General features: G+C 73.9%; 2 protein-coding genes. Both read left to right on the top strand.

Annotation, left to right across the window (positions count from 1 at the left end):
• The first annotated feature begins 163 nt into the window (after window positions 1–163).
• Complete coding sequence (locus ABZ564_RS15415) at window positions 164–16,420, top strand: type I polyketide synthase (RefSeq protein WP_360855743.1); 16,257 nt, start codon at window positions 164–166, stop codon at window positions 16,418–16,420.
• A 41-nt stretch (window positions 16,421–16,461) separates the two neighbouring features.
• The coding region (locus ABZ564_RS15410; protein WP_360855740.1) for an SDR family NAD(P)-dependent oxidoreductase at window positions 16,462–25,578 on the top strand (9,117 nt) is incomplete at its 3' end.

Genomic DNA, 25,578 nt, shown 5'->3' with positions numbered 1-25,578 from the left:
ACCACCCCTGTCACCGGCGGTTTCGCAGGGGCGCGAGGGCCCTGTGGGCAGGGTCAACACCTGGGGGGATAGGGGTGTCGCCGCCCTTCGGGGGCGACCTAGCGTGCGGACACCCCGTGGCTGGAATGGCGCGGGGCATTCGATACGAGCTGGGAGCGTGCAGATGTCCGCGGGCTTCGATCCTGTCGCTGATGACATGTCCGGCGCGGAGGTCCGTCCGGGGGGCCGCTCGGAGGTCCGTCCGGGGGAGAACCCCGGGGCCGCCCTGGCCGGCCGGCTTTCCGGGCTACCCGGGAGCGAGCAGACCAGGCTCCTGACCGACCTCGTCTGCGAGCAGACCGCCGAGTGCCTGCGCAAGGTGCGTCCCGACGCCGATCCGGTGGTCGTCGCCCAAACCTCGTTCCGGGAACTGGGGCTGGATTCCATCGCCCTCGTCGACCTGCACGCGCGCATCAACGCGGCGACCGGGCTCGCCCTGCCCGTGACCGCCGCCTTCGACCACCCGAGCCCCGAACTGCTCGCCGACCGCGTCCGTACGGAGCTGCTCGGCGCGCCCGCCGGGCGGGCCGTGGCGGAGCCCGTGGCGGAGCAGGCGCCCGCCTTCGACGGGGAGCCCATCGCGGTCGTCGGCATCAGCGGCCGCTTCCCCGGCGGCATCCGCTCGGCCGAGGACCTGTGGGACCTGGTCGAGGCGGGCGGGAGTGCCGTCGGGCCGTTCCCCGACAACCGGGGCTGGGACCTGGACGCCCTGTTCGACGACGACCCCACCGTTCCCGGCACCTGCTACACGCGAACCGGCGGGTTCCTGCACGACGCCGCCGAGTTCGACGCCGAGTTCTTCGGGATCGGCCCGCGCGAGGCGCTGGCCATGGACCCGCAGCAGCGGCTCCTCCTGGAGACGGCGTGGGAGGCGCTGGAACGTACGGGGATCGACCCGACCTCGCTGCGCGGCAGTCGTACGGGCGTGTTCATCGGCGCCGGTCCTTCCGAGTACGGGCCCCGCGTGCAGGACGCCCCCGAGAACCTGACCGGGTACCTCGTCACCGGCGGCGCGCTCAGCGTCACCTCGGGGCGGGTCGCGTACGCGCTCGGCCTGGAGGGTCCCGCGCTCACCGTCGACACGGCGTGCTCCGGGTCCCTGGTCTCCCTGCACCTCGCCGTCCAGTCGCTGCGCCGGGGCGAGTGCTCGATGGCGCTGGCGGGCGGGGTCACCGTCCTCAGCACCCCCGGGCTGTTCACGGAGTTCAGCCGGCAGCGCGGTCTCGCCCCGGACGGGCAGATCAAGGCCTTCGCGGACGGTGCCGACGGGACCTCCTTCGCGGAGGGTGTCGGGCTGCTCGTGGTGGAACGGCTCTCCGACGCCCGGCGCAACGGCCACAACATCCTCGCCGTCGTCCGGGGCTCGGCCATCAACCAGGACGGCGCGAGCAACGGGCTCACCGCCCCCAGCGGCACCGCCCAGCAGCGCGTCATCACCCAGGCCCTCGCCGACGCCGGGCTGACCGCCGCCGAGGTGGACGCGGTCGAGGCGCACGGCACCGGCACCACCCTCGGTGACCCGATCGAGGCGAGCGCCCTCATCGCCACCTACGGCAAGGACCGGCCCGGTGACCGGCCGCTGTGGCTCGGCTCGGTCAAGTCGAACCTCGGGCACACCCAGGCGGCCGCCGGTGTGGCCGGCCTGATGAAGATGATCATGGCGATGCGGAACGGGGTCCTTCCCCGCACCCTGCACGTCGACACCCCCAGCGGCAACGTCGACTGGTCCGCCGGGACCGTCCAGCTGCTCACCGAGCCCGTCGCGTGGCCGCAGACGGAGGACCGGCCGCGCCGGGCGGGCGTCTCCGGCTTCGGCATCAGCGGCACCAACGCCCATGTGATCGTGGAGGAACCGCCGGCGGAGGACGAGGCCCCCGTCGCGGAAGAGTCCGTCACCGGGCCCGTGCTCGTGCCCGTCGGCGCACGGTCCGAGGACGGGCTGCGCGCCCAGGCCGCCCGGCTGGCGGACTTCCTGGACGGGCGGGACGACCTCACCGCCGCCGATCTCGGGCACGCGCTCGGCACCGGCCGCGCCGCCCTCGAACACCGTGCCACCGTCGTCGCGGACGGCCGCGACGAACTGCTCGCAGGGCTGCGCGCCCTGGCCGCCGGGACCGGGACCACCGGCACCGCGGACGTCCGCACGGGCACGCTGCCCGCCGGACGGCTCGCGTTCCTCTTCACCGGCCAGGGCAGCCAGCGCCTCGCGATGGGCCGTCGGCTCTACGACACCTACCCGGTCTTCGCGGACGCCCTCGCCGACGCCATCGGCTGGCTCGACCTCCAGCTCGACGTCTCGCTGTGGGACGTCCTGTTCGCCGAGGAGGGCTCCGGGGAAGCGGCCCTGCTCGACCAGACGCGCTACGCGCAGACCGCGCTGTTCGCCGTCGAGGTCGCCCTGTTCCGCCTCGTCGAGTCCTGGGGCATCCGGCCCGACTTCCTGGCCGGTCACTCCATCGGGGAGATCGCGGCCGCCCATGCCGCCGGGGTGCTGAACCTGGAGGACGCGGCGATCCTCGTCGGTGCCCGGGGCCGGCTGATGCAGGAACTCCCGGCCGGTGGCGCGATGATCGCCGTCCAGGCCACCGAGGAGGAGGTGCTTCCGTTCCTCGGGGAGCGGGTCGCCGTGGCCGCGCTCAACGGTCCCGGCGCTCTGGTGCTCTCCGGTGAGGAGGAGGCCACCGTCGCGCTGGCCGAGCGGTTCGCCGCGCAGGGCCGCAAGACCAAGCGGCTCCAGGTCAGCCACGCCTTCCACTCACCGCTCATGACGCCGATGCTGGAGGAGTTCCGCCGGGTCGCCGGGGTCCTGACCTACTCCGCGCCCACGATCCCTCTCGTCTCCACCGTCACCGGGCGCCTGGCGATCGCCGAGGAGCTGTGCTCGCCGGACTACTGGACCGGGCACGTCCGCAGCGCCGTGCGCTTCGCGGACGCCATGGACTGGCTCGTCGGACAGGGCGGCGCCCGCACCTTCCTGGAGCTGGGCCCGGACGGCGTCCTCAGCGCCCTCGGACAGGGCTGCCTTCCCGAGGAACGCGAGTCCGACACCTTCTTCGCCCCGCTGCTTCGCGCCGGCAAGGACGAGGTCCGCGAGGCGCTGGGCGCCGCCGGTCTCGCCCACGCCCGGGGTGCGCACATCGACTGGGAGGCCCTGTACGCGGGCCGCGCCACGCACCGTGTCGAACTGCCCACGTACGCCTTCCGCACCCGCCGCTACTGGCTGACCCCCGAGCCGTCCGCCGCCACCGGGCTCGGCCGGCTCGCCTCGCAGCACCCCGTCCTGACCTCGGCCGGTGACCTCGCCGGGACCGGTACCACCGTGCTCACGGGCCGGGTGTCGCCGCGTACCCACCCGTGGACCGCCGACCACACCATCGCGGGCGTCACGCTGCTTCCGGGCACGGCCCTGGTCGAACTCGCCCTGCGCGCCGGTACGGAGACCGGCTGCGGGCTCGTCGAGGAGCTGACCCTCCAGGCCCCGCTGGTGCTGCCCGCGACCGGGGGCGTCGACCTCCAGGTCGTCGTGGCGCCGGCCGACGCGTCGGGCCGCCGGAGCGTCGAGTGCTTCTCCCGTCCGGACGGCTCGGAAACCTCCGAGGACGCCTGGACCCGTCACGCCACCGGTGTGCTGGCCCCGGCAGCCCCCGCACCGGATACCACCGCCCTGTCCGGCGCCTGGCCGCCGGCCGGTGCCGTCCCGCTCGATGTCAGCACCCTGTACGCCGACATGGCCGACGAGGGCTACGGCTACGGGCCCGCCTTCCACGGGGTCCGTGCCGCCTGGCTGCTCGACGGCGAGGTCTACGCCGACGTCGAACTCCCGGAGCACGTACGCGCCGACGCGCCGGGCTACGGTCTGCACCCGGCGCTGCTGGACGCCGCCCTGCACCCCGCCGACCACGCCCTCGCGACGGCGGGCAACCGGCCCGAGGGCACCTGGATCCCGTTCTCCTGGAACAGGGCCGTGCTGTACGCCGCCGGGGCGTCCGCCGTACGCGTACGCATCACCGCACGCGGTGCCGAGGAACTGGACGTGACGGTCGCCGACGCGTCCGGCGCCCCGGTCGCCCGCGTCGAGTCCCTGCTGCTGCGCGCGGTCACCGCCGACCAGCTCGCCGCCGACCGCTCGGACCCGCTGCTCGCCGTGCGGTGGAACGAGCTGGAACTCCCTTCGGGTGAAGCCGGCTTCGGCGTGTTCGGTGAGGACCCGGGTGAGGAAGTCCCGCCCCTCGTCGTCTACCGCACCCCGCCCACCCCGGACGGCGATGTGCCCGCCGCCGTGCGTGCCGTCACCGCCGACGTGCTCGCCGCCGTACAGACGTGGCTGGCGGACGACCGGTACGCCGGGTCGAAGCTCGCCGTCGTCACGCGGGGCGGGGCCGCCGTGCCCGGCACCGATGTGGACCTCGGTCAGGCACCCGTGTGGGGCCTCGTACGCTCGGCGGAGGCGGAGAACCCCGGCCGCTTCGTGCTCGTCGACACCGACGAGACCGGTGCGTGCCACCTCGGCCGTGCCCTGGCCGCCTCGTCCGAGCCCGAAATGGCCCTGCGCGGCGACCGCCTGTACGTCCCCCGGCTGGCCGCGGTGCCCGCCCTCGACGAGGAGCGCCCCGCGCCCTGGGACGCGACCGGAACCGTGCTCCTGACCGGCGGCACGGGCGGCGTGGGCGCCGAACTCGCCCGCCACCTCGTCCGCGAGCACGGCGTACGCCACCTGATCCTCACCAGCCGCCGCGGCGCGGACGCCCCCGGTGCGCGCGAACTCCTCGCGGATCTGGCCGATGCGGGCGCCGAGGCCACCGTCAGCGCCACCAATGTCGCGGACCGGGACGCCCTGGCCGCCCTGCTCGCCGCCATCCCGTCCGCGCACCCGCTGCGGGCCGTGGTCCACGCGGCGGGCGTCATCGACGACGGCCTGGTCGGCCACCTGACCGCCGACCGGCTCGACACCGTGCTGCGGCCCAAGGTGGACGCCGGCTGGCACCTGCACGAGCTGACGGCGGACCTCGGCCTGGCGGCCTTCGTCCTCTTCTCCTCCGCCTCGACCGTTCTGGACGGCGCCGGACAGGGCAACTACGCCGCCGCCAACCTCTTCCTGGACGCTCTCGCCGCCCGCAGGGCCGCCGCCGGGCAGGTCGTGACCTCGCTCGCGTGGGGCCTGTGGGCCGGGGGAGGCGGTATGGGCGCGACGCTCGACGCCGCCGCGCTGACCCGCATCGAACGCCTCGGCCTGGACTCGCTGTCCTTCGAGGAGAACCTCGCCCAGCTCGACAAGGCCCTGACCACCACCTTCGAGCCGGCCGTGGTCCCCGTACGCGTCAACCAGCGCGCTGTACGCAACCGTACGGACGGCACGCCCACCCTGCTGCGCGCCCTGGTACGCCCCCGCACGGTCCCCGCCGCACAGACGGCCGGGGCGCCCGCCGCCACCGGGGCCGCCCCGCTCGCGGCGCGCCTCGCGGAGCTGGGCGCCGCCGACCGGCTCGCGCACGTCCTGCGGATGGTGCGCACCGAGACGGCCGCCGTCCTCGGCTACCAGAGCGCGGACGAGGTCAGTGCCACCCGCGCGTTCATGGAGACGGGCTTCGACTCGCTGGCAGCCGTGGAGCTGCGCAACCGGCTCGCGACCGCGACCGGGCTGCGTCTCAGCGCCACCCTGACCTTCGACTACCCCACCGCCACGGCTCTCGCCGAGCACCTGGTGACCAAGCTGGTGGGCGAGGCCACGGCGGCCGGTCCGGCGGCGCCGGTGGCCCGCGCCGGTGCCACGGAGGACGACCCGATCGTCATCGTCTCCATGGCCTGCCGCTATCCGGGCGGGGTGACCTCGCCCGAGGAGCTGTGGCAGCTCGTCGCCGAGGGCTCCGACGCCATCGGGCCCTTTCCCACCGACCGGGGCTGGGACACCGACCTGTACGACCCGGAGATCGGCAAGCCGGGCCGTACGTACTCCACGGAGGGCGCGTTCCTCTACGACGCCGCCCAGTTCGACCCCGCGTTCTTCGGGATCAGCCCGCGCGAGGCCCAGGCGATGGACCCGCAGCAGCGGCTCCTCCTGGAGGTCGCCTGGGAGACCTTCGAGCGTGCGGGGATCGACCCGCGCTCGGTGAAGGGCAGCTCGACCGGCGTGTTCGCGGGGGTGATGTACCACGACTGGGGGCTGCGGCTCGGCCCGCTTCCCGACGACGTGGCCGGCTACCACGGCAACGGCAGCCTCGCGAGCGTGGTGTCGGGCCGGGTCGCGTACACGCTGGGGCTCGAAGGCCCTGCGGTCAGTGTGGACACGGCGTGCTCGTCGTCGCTGGTCGCGCTGCACATGGCGGCCCGTGCGCTGCGGGCGGGCGAGTGCTCGCTCGCCCTGGCCGGCGGCGTCACGATCATGTCCACGCCCGACACCTTCCTCGACATGGCCCGCCAGCGCGGTCTTTCGTCGGACGGCCGCTGCAAGTCCTTCGGCGCGGGCGCGGACGGTACGGGCTGGGGCGAGGGCGCGGGTGTGCTGCTGCTTGAGCGCCTGTCCGACGCCCGCCGCAACGGCCACCGCGTGCTCGCCGTGGTCCGGGGCTCCGCGCTCAACCAGGACGGTGCCAGCAACGGCCTCACCGCCCCAAACGGGCCGGCCCAGCAGCGCGTGATCCGTGGCGCGCTCGCCAACGCCGGGCTGTCGGCCGCCGAGGTCGACGTCGTGGAGGCGCACGGCACGGGCACCCGGCTCGGTGACCCGATCGAGGCGCAGGCGCTCCTGGAGACCTACGGGCAGGAGCGGCCCGAGGGCCGGCCCCTGTGGCTGGGGTCCATCAAGTCGAACATGGGCCACACGCAGGCTGCCGCCGGTGTCGCGGGCATCATCAAGATGGTCATGGCCATGCGCCACGGCGTGCTTCCCAAGTCCCTGTACGCCGAAACCCCGTCGGACCAGGTCGACTGGTCGGCCGGTGACGTGGAACTGCTCACGGAGGCCCGGGAGTGGCAGCCGACGGACCGTCCTCGGCGTGCGGGCATCTCGTCCTTCGGTATCAGCGGGACGAACGCGCACGTGATCATCGAGGAGGCGCAGGAGGAGGCGGCGCCGGCCGCGCCCGTGGCCGCGCCCGCCCCCGCGCTGCTCGCCTGGCCCGTCTCCGGCGCCACCCCCGAGGCCCTGCGTGCACAGGCCGAGCGTCTGCGCGACCGGCTCGCCCAGCTCTCCGACGACGACCTGGCCCCTGCCGCCCTCACCCTCGTCACCGGCCGCGCCGCCCTGGAGCACCGCGCCCTCGCGGTCGGCGCCGACCGCGCGGAACTCGCCGGTGCGCTGGAGCTGCTGGCCGGCGCGGACAGCGTGCAGGAGGCCAAGACAGCGTTCCTGTTCACGGGTCAGGGTGCGCAGCGGCTCGGTATGGGGCGTGAGCTGTATGAGGCGTTCCCGGTGTTCGCCGAGGCGTTCGACGCGGTGTGCGGTGAGGTGGACGCGCACCTTGGAACGGCGTTGCGTGAGGTGGTGTGGGGGGAGGACGCGGATGCGCTGAACAGCACTGCGTTCACTCAGCCTGCGTTGTTCGCGTTCGAGGTGGCGTTGTTCCGTCTCGTCGAGGCGTGGGGCGTCAAGCCCGATGTTGTGGTGGGTCACTCGATCGGTGAGCTGGCCGCCGCGCATGTGGCGGGTGTGTTGTCGCTGGCGGACGCGGCGAAGCTGGTTGTTGCCCGGGGCCGGTTGATGCAGGCGCTGCCGGCCGGCGGTGCGATGGTCGCCGTACAGGCCAGTGAGGACGAGGTCCTTCCCCTCCTCACGGACGGGGTGGGCATCGCGGCGGTGAACGGACCGCGGTCTGTGGTTGTTTCGGGTGTGGAGTCCGAGGCGCTTGCCATCGGTGAGCACTTCTCGGCGGCCGGGCGGAAGACCAGCCGTCTTCCCGTCTCGCACGCGTTCCATTCCTCGCTGATGGACCCGATGCTCGACGAGTTCCGGGCCATCGCGAGCGAGTTGACGTTCAACGAGCCCCGCATTCCGGTCGTGTCCACCGTCACCGGGTCCGCGTCCTCCTCCGGCTGGCAGTCGCCGGAGTACTGGGTCGACCAAGTTCGCAGCCCTGTCCGCTTCGCCGACGCCGTGAACGCCGCCGAGGCCCTCGGAGCCCGTACGTTCGTCGAGATCGGTCCGGACGCGATCCTGACCGCCCTCGGCGCCGGCTCGGCCACCGACGAGACCAGCGCGTTCGTCCCGCTCGTCCGCAAGGACCGCGACGAAGCCCGGGAGGCCCTGAGCGGTCTCGGGGCGGTGTGGGCCCGGGGTGCCGAGGTGGACTGGAGTGCGCTCCTGGGCGCCACCGGGCCTCTCGTCGACCTGCCCACGTATGCCTTCCAGCGCAAGCGCTACTGGCTCGATGTCACCGCGAAGACCGGTGATGTGGGGTCGGCCGGGCTGGATGCCGTCGAGCACCCGGTGCTCAGCGCCGCCGTGTTCGCGCCCGAATCCGGCTCGGTCGTCCTGACCGGCCGGCTCTCGGCCGCCGGGCAGCCCTGGGTGGCGGACCACGGGGTGCACGGGGCAGTGCTGCTGCCCGGTACCGGGTTCGTCGAGCTGGCCGTGCGCCTCGGGGACCAGGTCGGTTGCGACCTCCTGGAGGAAATGACCCTGGAGGCGCCGCTCGTCCTCCCCGAGCACGGTGGCGCGTCCCTGCGCGTCGCCGCCGGGGCCCCCGACGCGTCGGGTCGCCGCCCCCTGCACATCCACTCGCGCCTCGACGGCGCCCCCGAGGACGCCTGGACGCGGCACGCCACCGGCTTCCTCGCCACCGGCGCACCGCCCGAGGTGCCCGGCGCCGACCTCACCCAGTGGCCGCCGCGCGGCGCCACCCCCGTCGAGGTCGAGGGCGCGTACGAGCGGTTGAGTGAGCGCGGTTACGGGTACGGCCCCGCGTTCCAGGGGCTGACAGCGGCCTGGCGGCGGGGCGACGAACTGTTCGCCGAGGTCGCGCTGCCCGAGTCCGTGCGCGCCGAGGCCGCCGACTACGGGCTGCACCCGGCGCTCCTGGACACCGCCATGCATGTGGACGTCCTGGTGGACCAGGGCGAGGGCGGCACCGAAGCCCTGCTGCCGTTCGCCTGGAGCGGGGTGTCCCTGCACGCGACGGGCGCCGCCGCGCTGCGCGTGTACGTGCGGCGCATCCGGGGCGCGGAGGAGTCGGCGATGGTCGTCGCCGACGAGACCGGCAGCCCCGTGATGACCGTGTCGTCCCTGATCTGCCGCCCGGTCTCCGCCGCCCAGCTGGCCCCGGCCGACGGGCCGCTCTCGGACGCCTTGCACCACATCGAGTGGACGCCGCTCCAGCAGCCTGCCGAGCCGCTTCCCTCGTCGGCCGCCGTGCTGGACGAGTACGGGCTCGCGATCCTCTCCGAGCCCTCGGCCGTCGTCCTGGCCTGCTGCCCGACCCCGGGCGGCTGGCCGGTGCCCGAGGCCACCCGCGCCACCACCTCGTACGTACTCGACCTGCTGCAGTCCTGGCTGACCGACGAGCGGTTCGAGTCCACCACTCTCGTCGTCGTCACCCGGGGCGCCGTCGCCACCGACCGGACCACCGCCCCCGACCTGACCCAGGCCCCCCTGTGGGGCATCGTCCGGGCGGCCCAGGCCGAGAACCCGGGCCGGATCGTCCTGCTGGACGTGGACCCGGGCGACGACCTGGACGCGGAGGACTTCCCGGCCGTCGCCGGCGCCGCGCTGGCCCAGGGCGAGCCCGAACTCGCCCGGCGCGACGGCCGCTTCCTCATCCCCCGGCTCGTCCGGACGGCCGTGCCCGAGGCCGACGCGCCCTGGGACGGCGAGCGCACCGTCCTCGTCACTGGCGGCACGGGCGGACTCGGCGCACGCGTCGCCCAGCACCTGGTCGAGCGCCACGGCGTCCGCCACCTCGTGCTCACCAGCCGCAGGGGCCTCGACGCGCCCGGCGCGGCCGAGCTCCGCGACCGGCTCATCGGGGCCGGGGCGGCGGACGTCCGGATCGCCGCCTGCGATGTTTCGGACCGGGAAGCGCTGGCAAGTGTCCTCGACTCCGTCCCGCAGGCGCACCCGCTGGGCGGTGTCGTGCACGCGGCCGGGGTGGTCGACCCTGGCCTGATCGGGGCGCTCACCCCGGAGAGCCTGGACACCGTGCTGCGGCCCAAGGCGGACGCGGCCTGGCACCTGCACGAGCTCACCGCCGGGCTGGACCTGTCCGCGTTCGTGATGTTCTCCTCCGCCGGCGGCCTCGTTCTTCCCGCCGGACAGGGCAACTATGCGGCGGCCAACGTGTTCCTGGACGCCCTCGCCGCCCACCGGCACACCCTGGGACTGCCCGCCACCTCGCTCGCGTACGGACTGTGGGCCGTCAACACCGGGCTCGGCGGCGAACTCACCGACGCCGACGTCGAGAAGATGAACCGGCTCGGGCTGCCCGCCCTGCCCGCCGACCGGGGCATCGCCCTGTTCGACGAAGGGCTGCGCACCCGGCACGCCCTGGTCGCCCCGCTCCTCGTCGACGCGGCGGCCCTGCACGCCCGCGGCTCCGACGTACCGCCGCTGCTGCGGGCAGCCGCGGCCGCCGCCCGGCCCGCGCTCCGCCGTACGGCCGCCGCCGCACCGGCCGTCGACACCCTGGCCCGCCGGCTGTCGTCCCTCACCGCCGACGAGCGGGTCCGGACGCTGCGCGAGCTGGTCGCCGGACAGGTCGCGGCGGTCCTCGGCCACGAGTCCGCGGACACCGTCGGCATCGACCGCGCGTTCAAGGAGCTGGGTTTCGACTCGCTGGCCGCGGTGGAACTGCGTAACGCGCTCAACGCCGCCACCGGCCTCCGGCTGCCCGTCACGCTCGTCTTCGACTACCCGAACACCCGGGCCGTCGCGGACTACCTGGACGGCGAACTCGGCGGCGCGCAGGAGGAGACGGCCGCCGAGACGGTACCGGTGAACGGGCTCTCCGACGACGAGCCCATCGCGATCGTCGGCATCAGCTGCCGGTTCCCCGGCGGGGTCCGCAACGCCGAGGACCTGTGGAGCCTGGTCGCCGAGGGGCGTGACGCCGTCGCCGGCTTCCCCGCCGACCGCGGGTGGGACACCGACGGCATCTACGACCCCGAGCCCGGACTGCACGGAAAGACGTACGCGCGGGAAGGCGGCTTCCTCTACGACGCCGCAGAGTTCGACCCGGCCTTCTTCGGGATCAGCCCGCGCGAGGCCGTCGCCATGGACCCGCAGCAGCGGCTTCTCCTCCAGTCGGCATGGGAGGCGTTCGAGGACGCGGGCATCGACCCGACGGCCATGCGCGGCAGCCAGACCGGCGTCTACGCCGGCGTGATGTACCACGACTACGCCTCCCGCCTCCAGAACATCCCCGACGACGTCGCCGGCTACCTCGGCAACGGCACCGCGGCCTCGATCCTCACCGGTCGGGTCGCCTACACCCTCGGCCTGGAAGGGCCCGCCGTCAGCGTGGACACGGCGTGCTCGTCGTCGCTGGTCGCGCTGCACATGGCCTGCCAGGCGCTGCGGCGCGGCGAGGTCGGCATGGCGCTCGCGGGCGGTGTCACCGTGATGTCGACGCCCGAGATCTACGTGGAGTTCGCCCAGCAGCGCGGGCTCGCCGCGGACGGCCGCTGCAAGGCGTTCGCGGGCGGCGCCGACGGCACGGGCTGGGCGGAAGGCGTCGGGCTGCTCCTCGTCGAGCGGCTGTCCGACGCGGAACGCCTCGGCCACGACGTCCTCGCCGTCATCCGCGGCTCCGCCATCAACCAGGACGGCGCGAGCAACGGCCTGACCGCCCCGAACGGCCCCTCGCAGCAGCGTGTCATCCAGCGCGCCCTGGCCGCGAGCGGTCTCACCACCGCCGACGTGGACCTCGTGGAGGGCCACGGCACGGGCACCCGGCTCGGCGACCCGATCGAGGCACAGGCCCTCCTCGCCACCTACGGTCAGGGACGGACCGCCGACGACCCGGTGTGGCTCGGTTCCATCAAGTCGAACATCGGCCACGCCCAGGCGGCGGCCGGCGTCAGTGGCGTCATCAAGTCCGTCATGGCCCTGCGCAACGGCCTGATGCCCAAGACCCTGCACGTGGACGAGCCCTCGCCCGAGGTGGACTGGGAGGCCGGGCACGTACGCCTCCTCACCGAGGCCCGGCCGTGGCCGCGCCGCGAGGGCCGGCCGCGCCGCGCGACCGTCTCCTCGTTCGGGCTCAGCGGGACGAACGCCCACCTGATCGTCGAGGAGGCCCCGAAGTCGGCCCGCCCGGCCGAGGAGCCTCAGGCGCGCCCGGACCTCGTCCACCCGCTGCCCCTGGTGCTGTCCGGTTCGGACCCCGAGGCCCCCGCCCGCCAGGCCGCCGCTCTCCGCGACCGCCTGCTCGCCCACCCCGACCTGGACCTTCGCGACATCGCCCACACCCTGGCCGCCGGCCGGGCGCGCCTGGAACACCGTGGCGTGGTCCTGGCCATGGACACGGAGAGCGCGCTGCGTGAGCTGGGCGCCTTCGTGGAGGGCGAGGGCGTACGGGGTGCGGTGGCCAAGGGTAAGTCGGCGTTTCTGTTCACGGGTCAGGGTGCGCAGCGGCTGGGGATGGGTCGTGAGCTGTATGAGGCGTTTCCGGTGTTCGCCGAGGCGTTCGATGCGGTGTGTGCGGAGGTGGACGCGCATCTCGGAACTGTGTTGCGTGAGGTGGTGTGGGGGGAGGACGCGGATGCGCTGAACAGCACTGTGTTCACTCAGCCCGCGTTGTTCGCGTTCGAGGTGGCGTTGTTCCGTCTCGTCGAGGCGTGGGGTGTTAAGCCCGATGTTGTGGTGGGTCACTCGATCGGTGAGCTGGCCGCCGCGCATGTGGCGGGTGTGTTGTCGCTGGCGGACGCGGCGAAGCTGGTCGTCGCGCGTGGCCGGCTGATGCAGGCGCTTCCCGCCGGCGGCGCGATGGTCGCTGTGCAGGCGACCGAGGACGAGGTGCTTCCCCTCCTCACGGACGGGGTAGGCATCGCGGCGGTGAACGGGCCGCGGTCTGTGGTTGTTTCGGGTGTGGAGTCCGAGGCGCTTGCCGTGGGTGAGCACTTCTCGGCGGCCGGGCGGAAGACCAGCCGTCTTCCCGTTTCGCACGCGTTTCATTCCTCGCTGATGGATCCGATGCTCGACGAGTTCCGGGCGGTCACGAGCGAGTTGACGTTCAACGAGCCGCGTGTCCCGGTCGTGTCCACGGTGAGTGGCGAGCTGTCCTCCTCCGGCTGGCAGTCGCCGGAGTACTGGGTCGACCAGGTCCGCAGCCCTGTCCGTTTCGCCGACGCCGTAGTCGCCGCCGAGGCCTTCGGTGTCCGTACGTTCGTCGAGATCGGTCCGGACGCGGTCCTGACCGCCCTCGGCGCAGGCTCGGCCACCGACGAGACCACCGCCTTCGTTCCTCTCGTACGCAAGGACCGCGACGAAGCCGCCACGGCCCTGTCCGGTGCCGGAGCGCTCTGGACCCGGGGCGTGGAGGTCGATTGGGAGACGGTTCACGCGGGTACGGAGGCGCGCAGGGTCGACCTTCCCACGTACCCCTTCCTGCGCACCCGTTACTGGCTCGACGCCCCCGCCGCTGTCGGGGACGCGGCAGGGCTCGGCCAGCTGCCCGCAGGGCACCCGTTGCTCAGTGCGGTGGTCGTGTCGGCGGAGACCGGGGCCCCAGTGCTCACCGGCCGGCTGTCCGTCGCCACGCACCCGTGGCTCGCCGACCACGCCGTGCACGGCAGCGTGCTGCTGCCCGGCACCGCGTACATCGAGATGGCGCTCCGGGCCGGGCACGAGGCCGGGTGCGCGCAGCTGGAGGAGCTGACGCAGGAGACCCCGCTGCTGCTGCCGGCCAAGGGCGGCGTCGCCGTCCAGGTCACCGTGGGCGAGGCCGACGAGGCGGGGCGGCGCGACGTCGTCGTGTACTCGCGCGCCGAGGACCTCCCGGCCGACGCGCCGTGGACCCGTAACGCCCGGGGTGTGCTCGCCGTGGAGCCCGCGCCCGTCGTGCCGGACCTGGAGTCCTGGCCGCCGGCCGGGGCCCGGGCAGTGGACGTGAGCGGAATGTACGAGGACCTGGCCGGGCTCGGCTACGGGTACGGACCGGTGTTCCAGGGGCTCACGGCCGCCTGGCGGCGCGGGGACGAGCTGTTCGCGGAGATCGGCCTGCCCGACCACGCCCGCACCGAGGCCGCCGCGTTCGCCCTGCACCCCGCGCTGCTCGACGCGGCGCTGCACGTGGAGCGCGTCTTCGACGGGGACCACGACGGGCCCGTCCGCGCGGCCCTGCCGTTCGCCTGGAACGGGGTCACCCTGCACGCCACCGGGGCCACTGCCCTGCGCGTACGGCTGACGAAGCCAGGCCCGGACGCCGTGTCGCTGCGGATCACCGCGCCGACCGGCGAGCCCGTGGCCACCGTCGAGTCGCTGGTGGTCCGCGAGGTGTCCGCCGCACAGCTGGCGGGCGACGGGAACGGCAAGGGCGCCGAGCTGTTCCGTATCGACTGGCAGGCGGCGCAGCCCGGCGCAAGGGTGACGGGCACCGACGACTGGCTCGTCGTCGGGAGCGCGCTGCCGGGCCTCCGGTCGGTCTCCACGCTCGCCGACGCCATCGCGGAACCCGGGGTGCCGGGGACGGTGCTGCTGACCGCACCGGACGTCTCCGATGTCTTCGGCACCACGGGCGGTGTGCCCGAGCAGGTTCGTACGTCCGTCGGCCGGCTCCTCGACACGCTCGGCCAGTGGCTGGCCGAGGCCCGGTTCGCGGACGCGCGGCTGGTGCTCGTCACCCGTGACGCCGTCGTTGCGGGCGACGGGGACGAGACGGACTGCGTACAGGCACCGCTGTGGGGTGTGCTGCGCGCGGCGCAGGCCGAGAACCCGGGCCGGTTCACCGTCGTCGACCTCGACGCGGCCCCCGAGTCCCTGGCAGCCCTGCCCGCCGCCCTGGCCACGGCCGAGACCGAGATCGCCGTACGCGGCGGCAAGGTCCTGGTCCCCCGGTACGCCCCCGCCACCGGCGGCGGCGAGGCCACGGAGTGGCGCCGGGACGGCACTGTGCTGATCACCGGCGGCACCGGCCTGCTGGGCGCGGTGCTCGCCCGGCACCTGGTCACCGAGCAGGGCGTGCGCCATCTCGTCCTCACCAGCCGGCGGGGCACGGACGCACCGGGCGCGGCGGAACTGCACGCCGAACTCACCGAGGCCGGTGCCGAATCCGTGCGCATCGTCGCCGTGGACGCCGCCGACCGGTACGCGCTCGCCGCACTGCTCGACGACATCCCGGCCGGGCACCCGCTGACCGGGGTCGTGCACGCGGCCGGTGTCATGGACAACGCGCTGGTCGGCGCCGTCACTCCGGAACAGGTCGGCAAGGTGCTGCGGCCCAAGGTGGACGCGGCCTGGCACCTGCACGAGCTGACCCGGAACATGGACCTGACGGCGTTCGTCCTGTACTCCTCCGCGGGGGGCCAGATCCTTCCCGCCGGACAGGCCACCTACGCGGCGGCCAACGTCTTCCTCGACGCTCTCGCCGCCGAACGCCGGTCCGCCGGGCTCGCCGCCGTCTCGCTCGCCTGGGGTTTGTGGGAGGGCACGGTCGGGGAAGGACCCGAACTCACCGACGCGGACCTGCGCCGCATGGGCCGCTCCGGGGTCCTGGAGCTGTCCTTCCCCGACGGGCTCGCGCTGTTCGACGCGGCGATGGCCCAGGACGCGGCGCTGCTCGCCCCGGTCCGGCTCGACCGGGCCGCACTGCGCGAGCGGGCCGACGAGATCCCGGCCCTGCTGCGCGGCCTGGCCGGACCGCCCGCCCGCAAGGGGCCCAAGCCCGCCGCCGTACCGGCCGCCGGTGCGGGCGACAGCGGGGGCTCCCTCGTCCGCGCCAAGCTGGCCGGGCTGCGCACCGGGCCTGAGCAGGACCGCTATCTGGAGGAGCTGGTACGCGGCCACGCCGCCGCCGTGCTCGGTCACGGCGACCCGTCCGGGGTCGCCGCCGACCGGGGCTTCACCGAACTGGGCCTCGACTCCCTCGGCGCGATCGAGCTGCGCAACCGGCTCCAGAAGGCGACCGGGCTGCGCCTGCCCGCCACCCTGATGTTCGACTACCCCAACTCCGCCGCTCTGGCCGGATTCCTGCGCGAGGGCCTGGCGCCCGAGCCGGCGGCGGACACCACGGGCAGCGGGGAGGCGCCGGACGACGAGGCCGTACGCCGGGCCCTGCTGTCGATCCCCACCGCCCGCCTGCGCGAGGCGGGGCTGCTCGACACGCTGCTCGGCCTGGCGCGGACCGAACCCGACCGGGCCGCTGCGGCCACGACCGAAGAACCGGGGCAGGCCATCGAGGAGATGGCCGTGGACGACCTCGTACGAGCCGCCCTGGCCGGCGGCGAACTCAGCTGATCCCGACGCTGGATGATGAGGATGACGTGACCAGCACATCGATGGAACAGGTCGTGGCGGCGCTCCGTAAGTCGCTCACGGACAACGAGCGGCTGCGCGAGGAGAACGCCCGGCTCACCGCCGCGAGCAACGACCCGATCGCGATCGTCGCCATGGCGTGCCGCTACCCCGGCGGGGCCGGCACGCCGGAGGACCTGTGGCGGCTGGTGGCCGGGGGTGTCGACGCGGTGTCCGGCTTCCCGGCCGACCGGGGCTGGGATCCGGACGTGTACGACCCCGAGCCGGGGTTGCCCGGCAAGTCGTACGCCCGGGACGGCGCGTTCCTGTACGACGCGGCGGAGTTCGACCCGGACTTCTTCGGGATCAGCCCGCGCGAGGCGCTGGCCATGGATCCGCAGCAGCGGCTGCTGCTCGAGGTGTCCTGGGAGGCGATCGAGCGGGCGGGCGTGGACCCGACGACGCTCAAGGGCAGCCGTACCGGTGTCTACGCCGGTGTGATGTACCACGACTACGCCGACGGTGCGGCCGGGAGCTTCGTCTCCGGCCGGGTCGCCTACACGCTCGGCCTGGAGGGTCCGGCGGTGACCATCGACACCGCCTGTTCCTCGTCTCTGGTCGCCCTGCACACGGCGGCGCAGGCGCTGCGGTCGGGTGAGTGCTCACTCGCCCTGGCCGGCGGTGTGACGGTGATGTCGACGCCCGACATGCTCGTGTACTTCAGCGGGCAGCGCGGCCTCTCCCCGGACGGCCGCTGCAAGCCGTTCGCGTCGGCGGCCGACGGTACGGGCTGGGGCGAGGGCGCGGGTGTGCTGCTGCTTGAGCGGCTGTCGGACGCCCGCCGCAACGGGCACCCCGTGCTCGCCCTCGTCAGCGGCTCGGCGGTCAACCAGGACGGCGCTTCGGCCGCGATGACCGTCCCCAACGGTCCGGCCCAGCAGCGCGTGATCCGCAATGCCCTGTCCGACGCGGGTCTGACGGCGGCGGAGGTCGACGCCGTCGAGGCGCACGGCACGGGCACCCGGCTCGGTGACCCCATCGAGGCGCAGGCGCTGCTCGCCACCTACGGCCGGGGCAGGCCCGCGGACCGGCCGCTGTGGCTGGGCTCGGTGAAGTCGAACTTCGGCCACACGCAGGCAGCGGCCGGTGTCGCGGGCATCATCAAGATGGTCATGGCCATGCGCCACGGCGTCCTTCCCAAGACCCTCCATGTCGACGCGCCCTCCGACCAGGTGGACTGGTCGGCGGGTGACGTGGAGCTGTTGACGGAGGCCCGGGAGTGGGCGCCGACGGGGCGTCCGAGGCGGGCCGGTGTGTCGTCGTTCGGGCTGAGCGGGACGAACGCGCACGTCATCGTGGAGGAGGCCCCCGAGGCCCCTGCGGGCGGCGGTGCGGGGGCGGACCTGGCTGTCGCCCCGTGGGTGCTGTCCGCGAAGACCCCCGAGGCCCTGGCCGAGCAGGCGTCGCGGCTGCTGTCCGTGGCCGGTGACCACCGGGCCGAGGACATCGGGTTGTCTCTCGTCACTACCCGTACGGCGTTCACCCACCGGGCGGTGGTGCTCGGTGACCGTACGGGTGCGCTGGCGGCGTTGGCGGCGGGCGAGGAGCATCCGGGGCTGGTGAAGGGGGTGACGCGGGCGGTCGGCAGGTCGGCGTTCCTGTTCACGGGTCAGGGTGCGCAGCGGCTCGGTATGGGGCGTGAGTTGTATGAGGCGTTTCCGGTGTTCGCCGAGGCGTTTGACGCGGTGTGTGCGGAGGTGGACGCGCATCTCGGAACTGTGTTGCGTGAGGTGGTGTGGGGGGAGGACGCGGATGCGCTGAACAGCACTGCGTTCACTCAGCCCGCGCTGTTCGCGTTCGAGGTGGCGTTGTTCCGTCTCGTCGAGACGTGGGGTGTCAAGCCCGATGTCGTGGTGGGTCACTCGATCGGTGAGCTGGCCGCCGCGCATGTGGCCGGGGTGCTGTCTCTGGCGGACGCGGCGAAGCTGGTCGTCGCGCGGGGCCGGCTGATGCAGGCGCTTCCGGCCGGTGGTGCGATGGTCGCCGTGCAGGCCAGTGAGGACGAGGTGCTTCCGCTCCTGACGGGCGGGGTGTCCATCGCGGCTGTCAACGGTCCGCAGGCGGTCGTGGTCTCCGGCATCGAGGCGGAAGCCCTCGCCGTAGGCGAGCACTTCTCGGCGGCCGGCCGGAAGACCAGCCGTCTTCCCGTCTCGCACGCGTTCCATTCCTCGCTGATGGACCCGATGCTCGACGAGTTCCGGGCCATCGCGAGCGAGTTGACGTTCAACGAGCCCCGCATCCCGGTCGTCTCCACGGTGACTGGCGAGCTGTCCTCGGACTGGCAGTCGCCGGAGTACTGGGTCGACCAGGTCCGTCGTCCTGTCCGCTTCGCCGACGCCGTGAACGCCGCGGAAGCCCTCGGAGCCCGTACGTTCGTCGAGATCGGGCCCGACGCGATCCTGACCGCCCTCGGCGCAGGCTCGGCCACCGAGGACACCAGCGCGTTCGTCCCTCTCGTACGCAGGAACCGTCCCGAGCCCGAGTCCCTGGCCGGAGGGCTGGGCCGGCTGTACGTGGACGGGGTGCGGATCGACTGGCAGGCGTTCTACGCCGGTACGGGCGCGGGAAGGGTCGACCTTCCCACGTACCCCTTCCAGCGCACCCGGTTCTGGCTCGACGCGGTGAAGCCGGGGAGCACGCCCCACCCGCACCCGTTGCTCGGTTCCGTGGTCACCCTGGCCGACTCCGGGGGCGCGGTCCTGAGCGGACGGCTCGCCGTGGCCGCTCTGCCGTGGCTCGCGGACCATGTGGTGCGGGAGGCCGTGCTCTTCCCCGGTGCCGGGTTCGTCGAACTCGCCGTGCGCGCCGGCGACCACGTCGGCTGCGCGGTGCTGGAGGAGCTGGCCCTGCACGCGCCGCTCGTCCTGCCCGAGGCCGGTGCCGTCGCCGTGCAGGTCGTCGTGGGGGCGGCGGACGACTCCGCCCGGCGCACGGTCGGGGTGTACGCGCGGCAGGAGAGCGGTGCCGATGCCGACTGGGTGCTGCACGCGGAAGGTGTGCTGGCCGAGGAGGCGGAGGCGCCCGCCTTCGAACTGTCCGCATGGCCGCCGGCCGGCGCGGTGCCGGTCGCGCTCGACGGCGCGTACGAGAGCCTGCGCGAGCAGGGCCTCGCGTACGGCCCCGCCTTCCAGGGGCTGACGGCTGCCTGGCGGCTCGACGGAGACCTCTACGCCGAGGTCGCGCTCGACGACGACGTACCGGCCGAGGACTACGGCCTGCACCCGGCCCTGCTGGACGCCTCGATGCACGCCGCGCTGGTGGAGAGCGCCGGCGAGCAGAGCGGCGGAACGGTCCTGCCGTTCGTCTGGAAGGACGTGCGGCTGTACGCGGACGGCACGGCGGCGGCCCGGGTCCGCATCTCGCGGCCCACTCCGGAAAGCCTGGCCCTGCAGATCGCGGATGCCTCGGGCGCCCCGGTCGCCTCGGTCGGCGGAGTCGTCGGCCGGGCGATGGATTCGACGCCCGGCGGTACGGGTACGGCCACGGACCCGCTGTACCGGGTCGTCTGGCAGCCGGCCGGTACCGCGTCCGCACCCGGTGAGTGGCAGCGCTGGGAGGACATACCCGCCGAGGGTCCCCTGACCGGCACGGTCGTCCTGGACTGCGCCCCGGTCGCTGCGGGAGCGGGGGACGACGTGCCCTCGGCCGCGCACACCGTGGCGGTGCACGTCCTGGACGTCGTACGGCAGTGGCTGGCGGACCAGCGGTTCGCCGCCGCCACTCTCCTCGTCGTCACACGAGGCGCGGTCGCCGCCGTGGACGGTGAGCCGGTCGACGTACGGCAGGCGTCCGTCTGGGGCCTGGTCCGGGCCGCGCAGGCGGAGAACCCGGGCCGGTTCGTGCTGCTCGACACGGACGCCCCCGAGGGACTGCCGCACACCGGGCCCGGCGAGGAGCCGGAGTCCGCCGTACGCGACGGGCGGGCGCTGACCCCCCGGCTGGCCCGCGTCACCGAGTCTCCCAGGACCGGGCCGGTGTGGGACGCGGACGGCACCGTGCTGATCACCGGCGGAACGGGCGGCCTCGGCGCGCTCGTCGCCCGCCACCTCGTCGCCGAACACGGCGTACGCCACCTGCTGCTGGCCGGCCGCCGGGGCGAACAGGCGCCCGGGGCCGGGGAACTGCGGGCGGAGCTGGCCGAGTCGGGCGCGAGCGTGACCTTCGCCGCGTGCGACGTGGCCGACCGTGAGGCCGTGGCCGCGCTCCTGGCGGGCGTCGACCCGGCGCACCCCCTGCGGGGTGTCGTCCACGCCGCCGGCGTCCTGGACGACGCGATGATCACCTCGCTGACCGCCGACCGCCTCCGGGGCGTCTTCGCGCCCAAGGCGGACGCCGCCTGGCACCTGCACGAGCTCACCCGCGACCTGGACCTCACCGCGTTCGTCCTGTTCTCGTCCATCGCGGGCACCCTCGGCTCCACGGGCCAGGCCAACTACGCCGCCGCCAACGCCTTCCTCGACGCGCTCGCCGCCGAACGCCGCGCCGAGGGCCTTCCGGCCTGTGCGATGGCCTTCGGGCTCTGGGACACCCCCGGAGGCATGGGCACCGGACTCGGTGCGGCCGAACTGGACCGCATGCGCGAGGCCGGCACCCCCGCGATCCCCGCCGACCGAGGCCTCGCCCTCTTCGACGCCGCCCTGCGATCGGACGTCCCGGCCTCGGTGCCCGTACGCCTCGACCTCCCGGTCCTGCGCGCCCACGCCGACGAGGTCCCCGCCCTGCTGCGGGGACTCGTCCGGGCCCCCGGCCGCCGTGCCGCGCGCGGTGGTTCGCCGGTCCTGCGGACCCGGCTCGCGGGCCTGACCGGCGCCGACCGCGCCGGGGCCGTCCTGGACCTGGTCCGTACGAAGATCGCGGCCGTCCTCGGACACGCCTCGGGCGAGGCCATCGAGCCGGGCCGCGCCTTCGACGAGCTGGGCTTCGACTCCCTGACGGCCGTCGAGCTCCGCAACCGGCTCGACACCGAGACCGGGCTGCGGCTCCCGGCGACGCTGATCTTCGACCACCCGACCGCTGAGGCCGTCGCGGCCTTCGTCCTGACGCTCCTCGACGGCACCCCGGACGCGGACCGCGAACAGGCCCCGGCCGTCGCCCGGGCGGGCGCCGACGACCCGGTCGTGATCGTGGGCATGGCCTGCCGCTACCCGGGCGGTGTGACCACCCCCGACGAGCTGTGGCGCCTGGTCGCGGACGGTGTGGACGCCATCGCCCCGCTCCCCGACGACCGGGGCTGGGACCCGGACGTGTACGACCCGGAACCGGGCGCGCCGGGGAAGTCGTACGCGCGTGACGGGGGATTCCTCTACGACGCGGCCGAGTTCGATCCCGCGTTCTTCGGGATCAGCCCGCGCGAGGCCGCGATCATGGATCCGCAGCAGCGGCTGCTGCTCGAGGTGTCCTGGGAGGCGATCGAGCGGGCGGGCGTGGACCCGACGACGCTCAAGGGCAGCCGTACCGGTGTGTACGCCGGGGTGATGTACCACGACTACGCGGGTGGCACGGCGGGAAGCCTGGTGTCCGGCCGGGTCGCCTACACGCTGGGTCTGGAAGGCCCTGCGGTCACCGTCGACACCGCCTGTTCCTCGTCCCTGGTCGCCCTCCACTCGGCGGCGCAGGCGCTGCGGTCGGGTGAGTGCTCACTCGCCCTGGCCGGCGGTGTGACAGTGATGTCGACGCCCGACATGCTCGTGTACTTCAGCGAGCAGCGCGGCCTCTCCCCGGACGGGCGCTGCAAGTCCTTCGGCGCGGGTGCGGATGGTACGGGCTGGGGCGAGGGCGCGGGTGTGCTGCTGCTTGAGCGGCTGTCGGACGCCCGGCGCAACGGGCACCCCGTGCTCGCCGTGGTCCGTGGCTCGGCCCTCAACCAGGACGGCGCCAGCAACGGCCTCACCGCCCCCAACGGTCCGGCCCAGCAGCGCGTGATCCGCAATGCCCTGTCCGACGCGGGTCTGACGGCGGCGGAGGTCGACGCGGTCGAGGCGCACGGCACGGGCACCCGGCTCGGTGACCCGATCGAGGCGCAGGCGCTGCTCGCGACCTACGGACAGGGGCGCGAGGAGGACCTGCCCCTGTGGCTCGGCTCCATCAAGTCGAACATGGGCCACACGCAGGCAGCGGCCGGTGTGGCGGGCATCATCAAGATGGTCATGGCCATGCGCCACGGTGTGCTGCCGCCGTCCCTGCACGCGGAGGAGCGCTCGGACCAGATCGACTGGTCGGCGGGTGAGGTGGAGCTGTTGACGGAGGCCCGGGAGTGGGCGCCGACGGGGCGTCCGAGGCGGGCCGGTGTGTCGTCGTTCGGGTTGAGCGGGACGAACGCGCACGTGATCGTGGAGGAGGCCCCCGAGGCCCCTGCGGGCGGCGGTGCGGGGGCGGACCTGGCTGTCGCCCCGTGGGTGCTGTCCGCGAAGACCCCCGAGGCCCTGGCCGAGCAGGCGTCGCGGCTGCTGTCCGTGGCCGGTGACCACCGGGCCGAGGACATCGGCCACTCGCTGGTTGCCTCGCGTTCGGTGTTCGAGCACCGGGCGGTGGTCCTCGACGACCGTACGGGTGCGCTGGCCGCGCTGGCGGCGGGCGAGGAGCACCCGAGGTTGGTACGGGGTGCGGTGGCCAAGGGCAAGTCGGCGTTTCTGTTCACGGGTCAGGGTGCGCAGCGGCTGGGGATGGGTCGTGAGCTGTATGACGTGTTCCCGGTGTTCGCCGAGGCGTTCGACGCGGTGTGCGGTGAGGTGGACGCGCATCTCGGTCGTGGGTTGCGTGACGTGGTGTGGGGGGAGGACGCGGACGCGCTGAACGCGACCGCCCTCACCCAGCCTGCGTTGTTCGCGTTCGAGGTGGCGTTGTTCCGGCTGGTGGAGGCGTGGGGCGTCAAGCCCGACGTTGTGGTGGGTCACTCGATCGGTGAGCTGGCCGCCGCGCATGTCGCTGGGGTGCTCTCTCTGGCGGACGCGGCGAAGCTGGTCGTTGCCCGGGGCCGTCTGATGCAGGCGCTGCCCGCCGGCGGCGCGATGGTCGCTGTCCAGGCGACCGAGGACGAGGTGCTTTCCCTCCTCACGGACGGGGTGTCCATCGCCGCCGTCAACGGACCTCAGTCAGTGGTTGTTTCGGGTGTCGAGTCCGAGGCGCTTGCCGTGGGCGAGCACTTCGCCGCATCCGGGCGGAAGACCAGCCGTCTTCCCGTCTCGCACGCGTTCCATTCCTCGCTGATGGACCCGATGCTCGACGAGTTCCGGGCGGTCACCAACGAGTTGACGTTCAACGAGCCCCGCATCCCGGTCGTCTCCACCGTCACCGGCGCTCCGTCCACCGGCTGGCAGTCGCCGGAGTACTGGGTCGATCAGGTCCGTCGTCCTGTCCGTTTCGCCGACGCCGTGAACGCCGCGGAAGCCCTCGGAGCCCGTACGTTCGTCGAGATCGGTCCGGACGCGATCCTGACCGCCCTCGGCGCCGGCTCGGCCGCCGAGGACACCAGCGCGTTCGTCCCGCTCGTCCGCAGGAACCGTCCCGAGCCCGAGTCCCTGGCCGGAGGGCTGGCGCAGGTGTTCGTGGGCGGCGGACAGGTGGACTGGCGGGCGTTCTACGCCGGTGCCGGGGCGCGGACCGTCGAGCTGCCCACGTACGCCTTCCAGCGCAGCCGCTACTGGCTCGAAGCGCCTGTGTCCGAGGGGGGCGCCGTCGCCGCCTCCGGGCAGGTCGCGCTCGACCACCCGGTGCTCCGTGCGGCCGTGATCCTGCCCGATGACGGCGGTGCCGTGCTCACCGGCAGGCTGTCGGCCGGTACGCACGGCTGGATCGTCGACCACAACGTCCTCGGGAGCGTCCTGCTGCCCGGTACCGGCTTCGTCGAACTGGCCGTCCGGGCGGGCGAGCAGCTCGACTGCGGACTGCTGGAGGAGCTGACCCTTCAGGCGCCCCTCGTCCTGCAGCCCCTCGGCGGCGTCGCCGTCCAGGTGGCGGTCGGGGCGGCGGACGAGACCGGGCGCCGGACCGTGGCAATCCACTCGCGCGCCGACGACCAGCCGGACCTGCCGTGGACCCGCCACGCCGAAGGGGTCCTGGCACCCGTGACGGACGAGGCCGGGCCGGACGGCCTCATGGACTGGCCGCCGGCCGGTGCCGACGAGCTGACTGTCGACGGCGCCTACCAGGACCTCGCGGAGGCCGGCTACCACTACGGACCGGTGTTCCAGGGCCTCACCGCGGCCTGGCGCCTCGGTGAGGAGCTGTACGCCGAGGTCCGCCTGCCCGAGTCCGCCCACGAGGACGCCGCCCGCTTCGGCCTCCACCCCGCCCTCCTCGACGCGGCGATGCACGTCGGGCTGCTCGGCATACCGGGCCGCGAGGACGGCGGGCAGACCCTGCTCCCCTTCGCCTGGAACGGTGTCGCCCTGCACGCGGCCGGGGCGAAGGCGCTCCGGGTCCGGATCAGGCCCGTCGCCCAGCAGGACGGCCTGTCGCTGACCGTCGCCGACGAGCACGGCACCCCCGTGCTGTCGGTGGAGTCCCTGCTCTCCCGGCCCGTCTGGGACCAGCAGTCCGCCTCCGGGACCGCCGACTCGCTGTTCCGGGTGGACTGGCAGCCCGTCGCCCTGAGCGACGAGGCTCCCGAGGGGCCGACACCCGCTGTTTACGAGTGCGTGGTGGAGGCAAAGGACGCGGCCGTGCCCGATGCCGTACGAGGCGTGGTGGGCCGTGCGCTGGAGGCCGTGCAGGAGTGGCTGGCGGTGGACCGGCCCGAGGGTGCGGTGCTGGCGGTCCTCACGCGCGGTGCGGCCGGCGCTGGACGGGTGGACGTACGACAGGCTCCCGTCTGGGGGTTGGTGCGGGCCGCGCAGGCGGAGAACCCGGGCCGGTTCGTGCTGATCGACTCCGACGACTCGGTTCCGCTCGGTCGGCTGGTCGCCCTGGGCGAGCCGGAGTTGCTGGTGCGTGAGGGTGAGGTGTGGGTGCCGCGTCTGGTGCTCGCTGGGCCGGGTGATGAGACGGTTCCTGTGTGGGATGCGGGCGGGACCGTATTGATCACGGGTGGTACTGGTGGGTTGGGTGCGCGGGTGGCCCGGCATCTGGTGGCCGAGCATGGGGTGCGGAGTCTGCTTCTGGTG

This window comes from Streptomyces sp. NPDC019224 (genome assembly GCF_040632605.1).
Lineage (GTDB): Bacteria > Actinomycetota > Actinomycetes > Streptomycetales > Streptomycetaceae > Streptomyces.
This window is presented reverse-complemented; position numbering and strand designations above follow the sequence as displayed.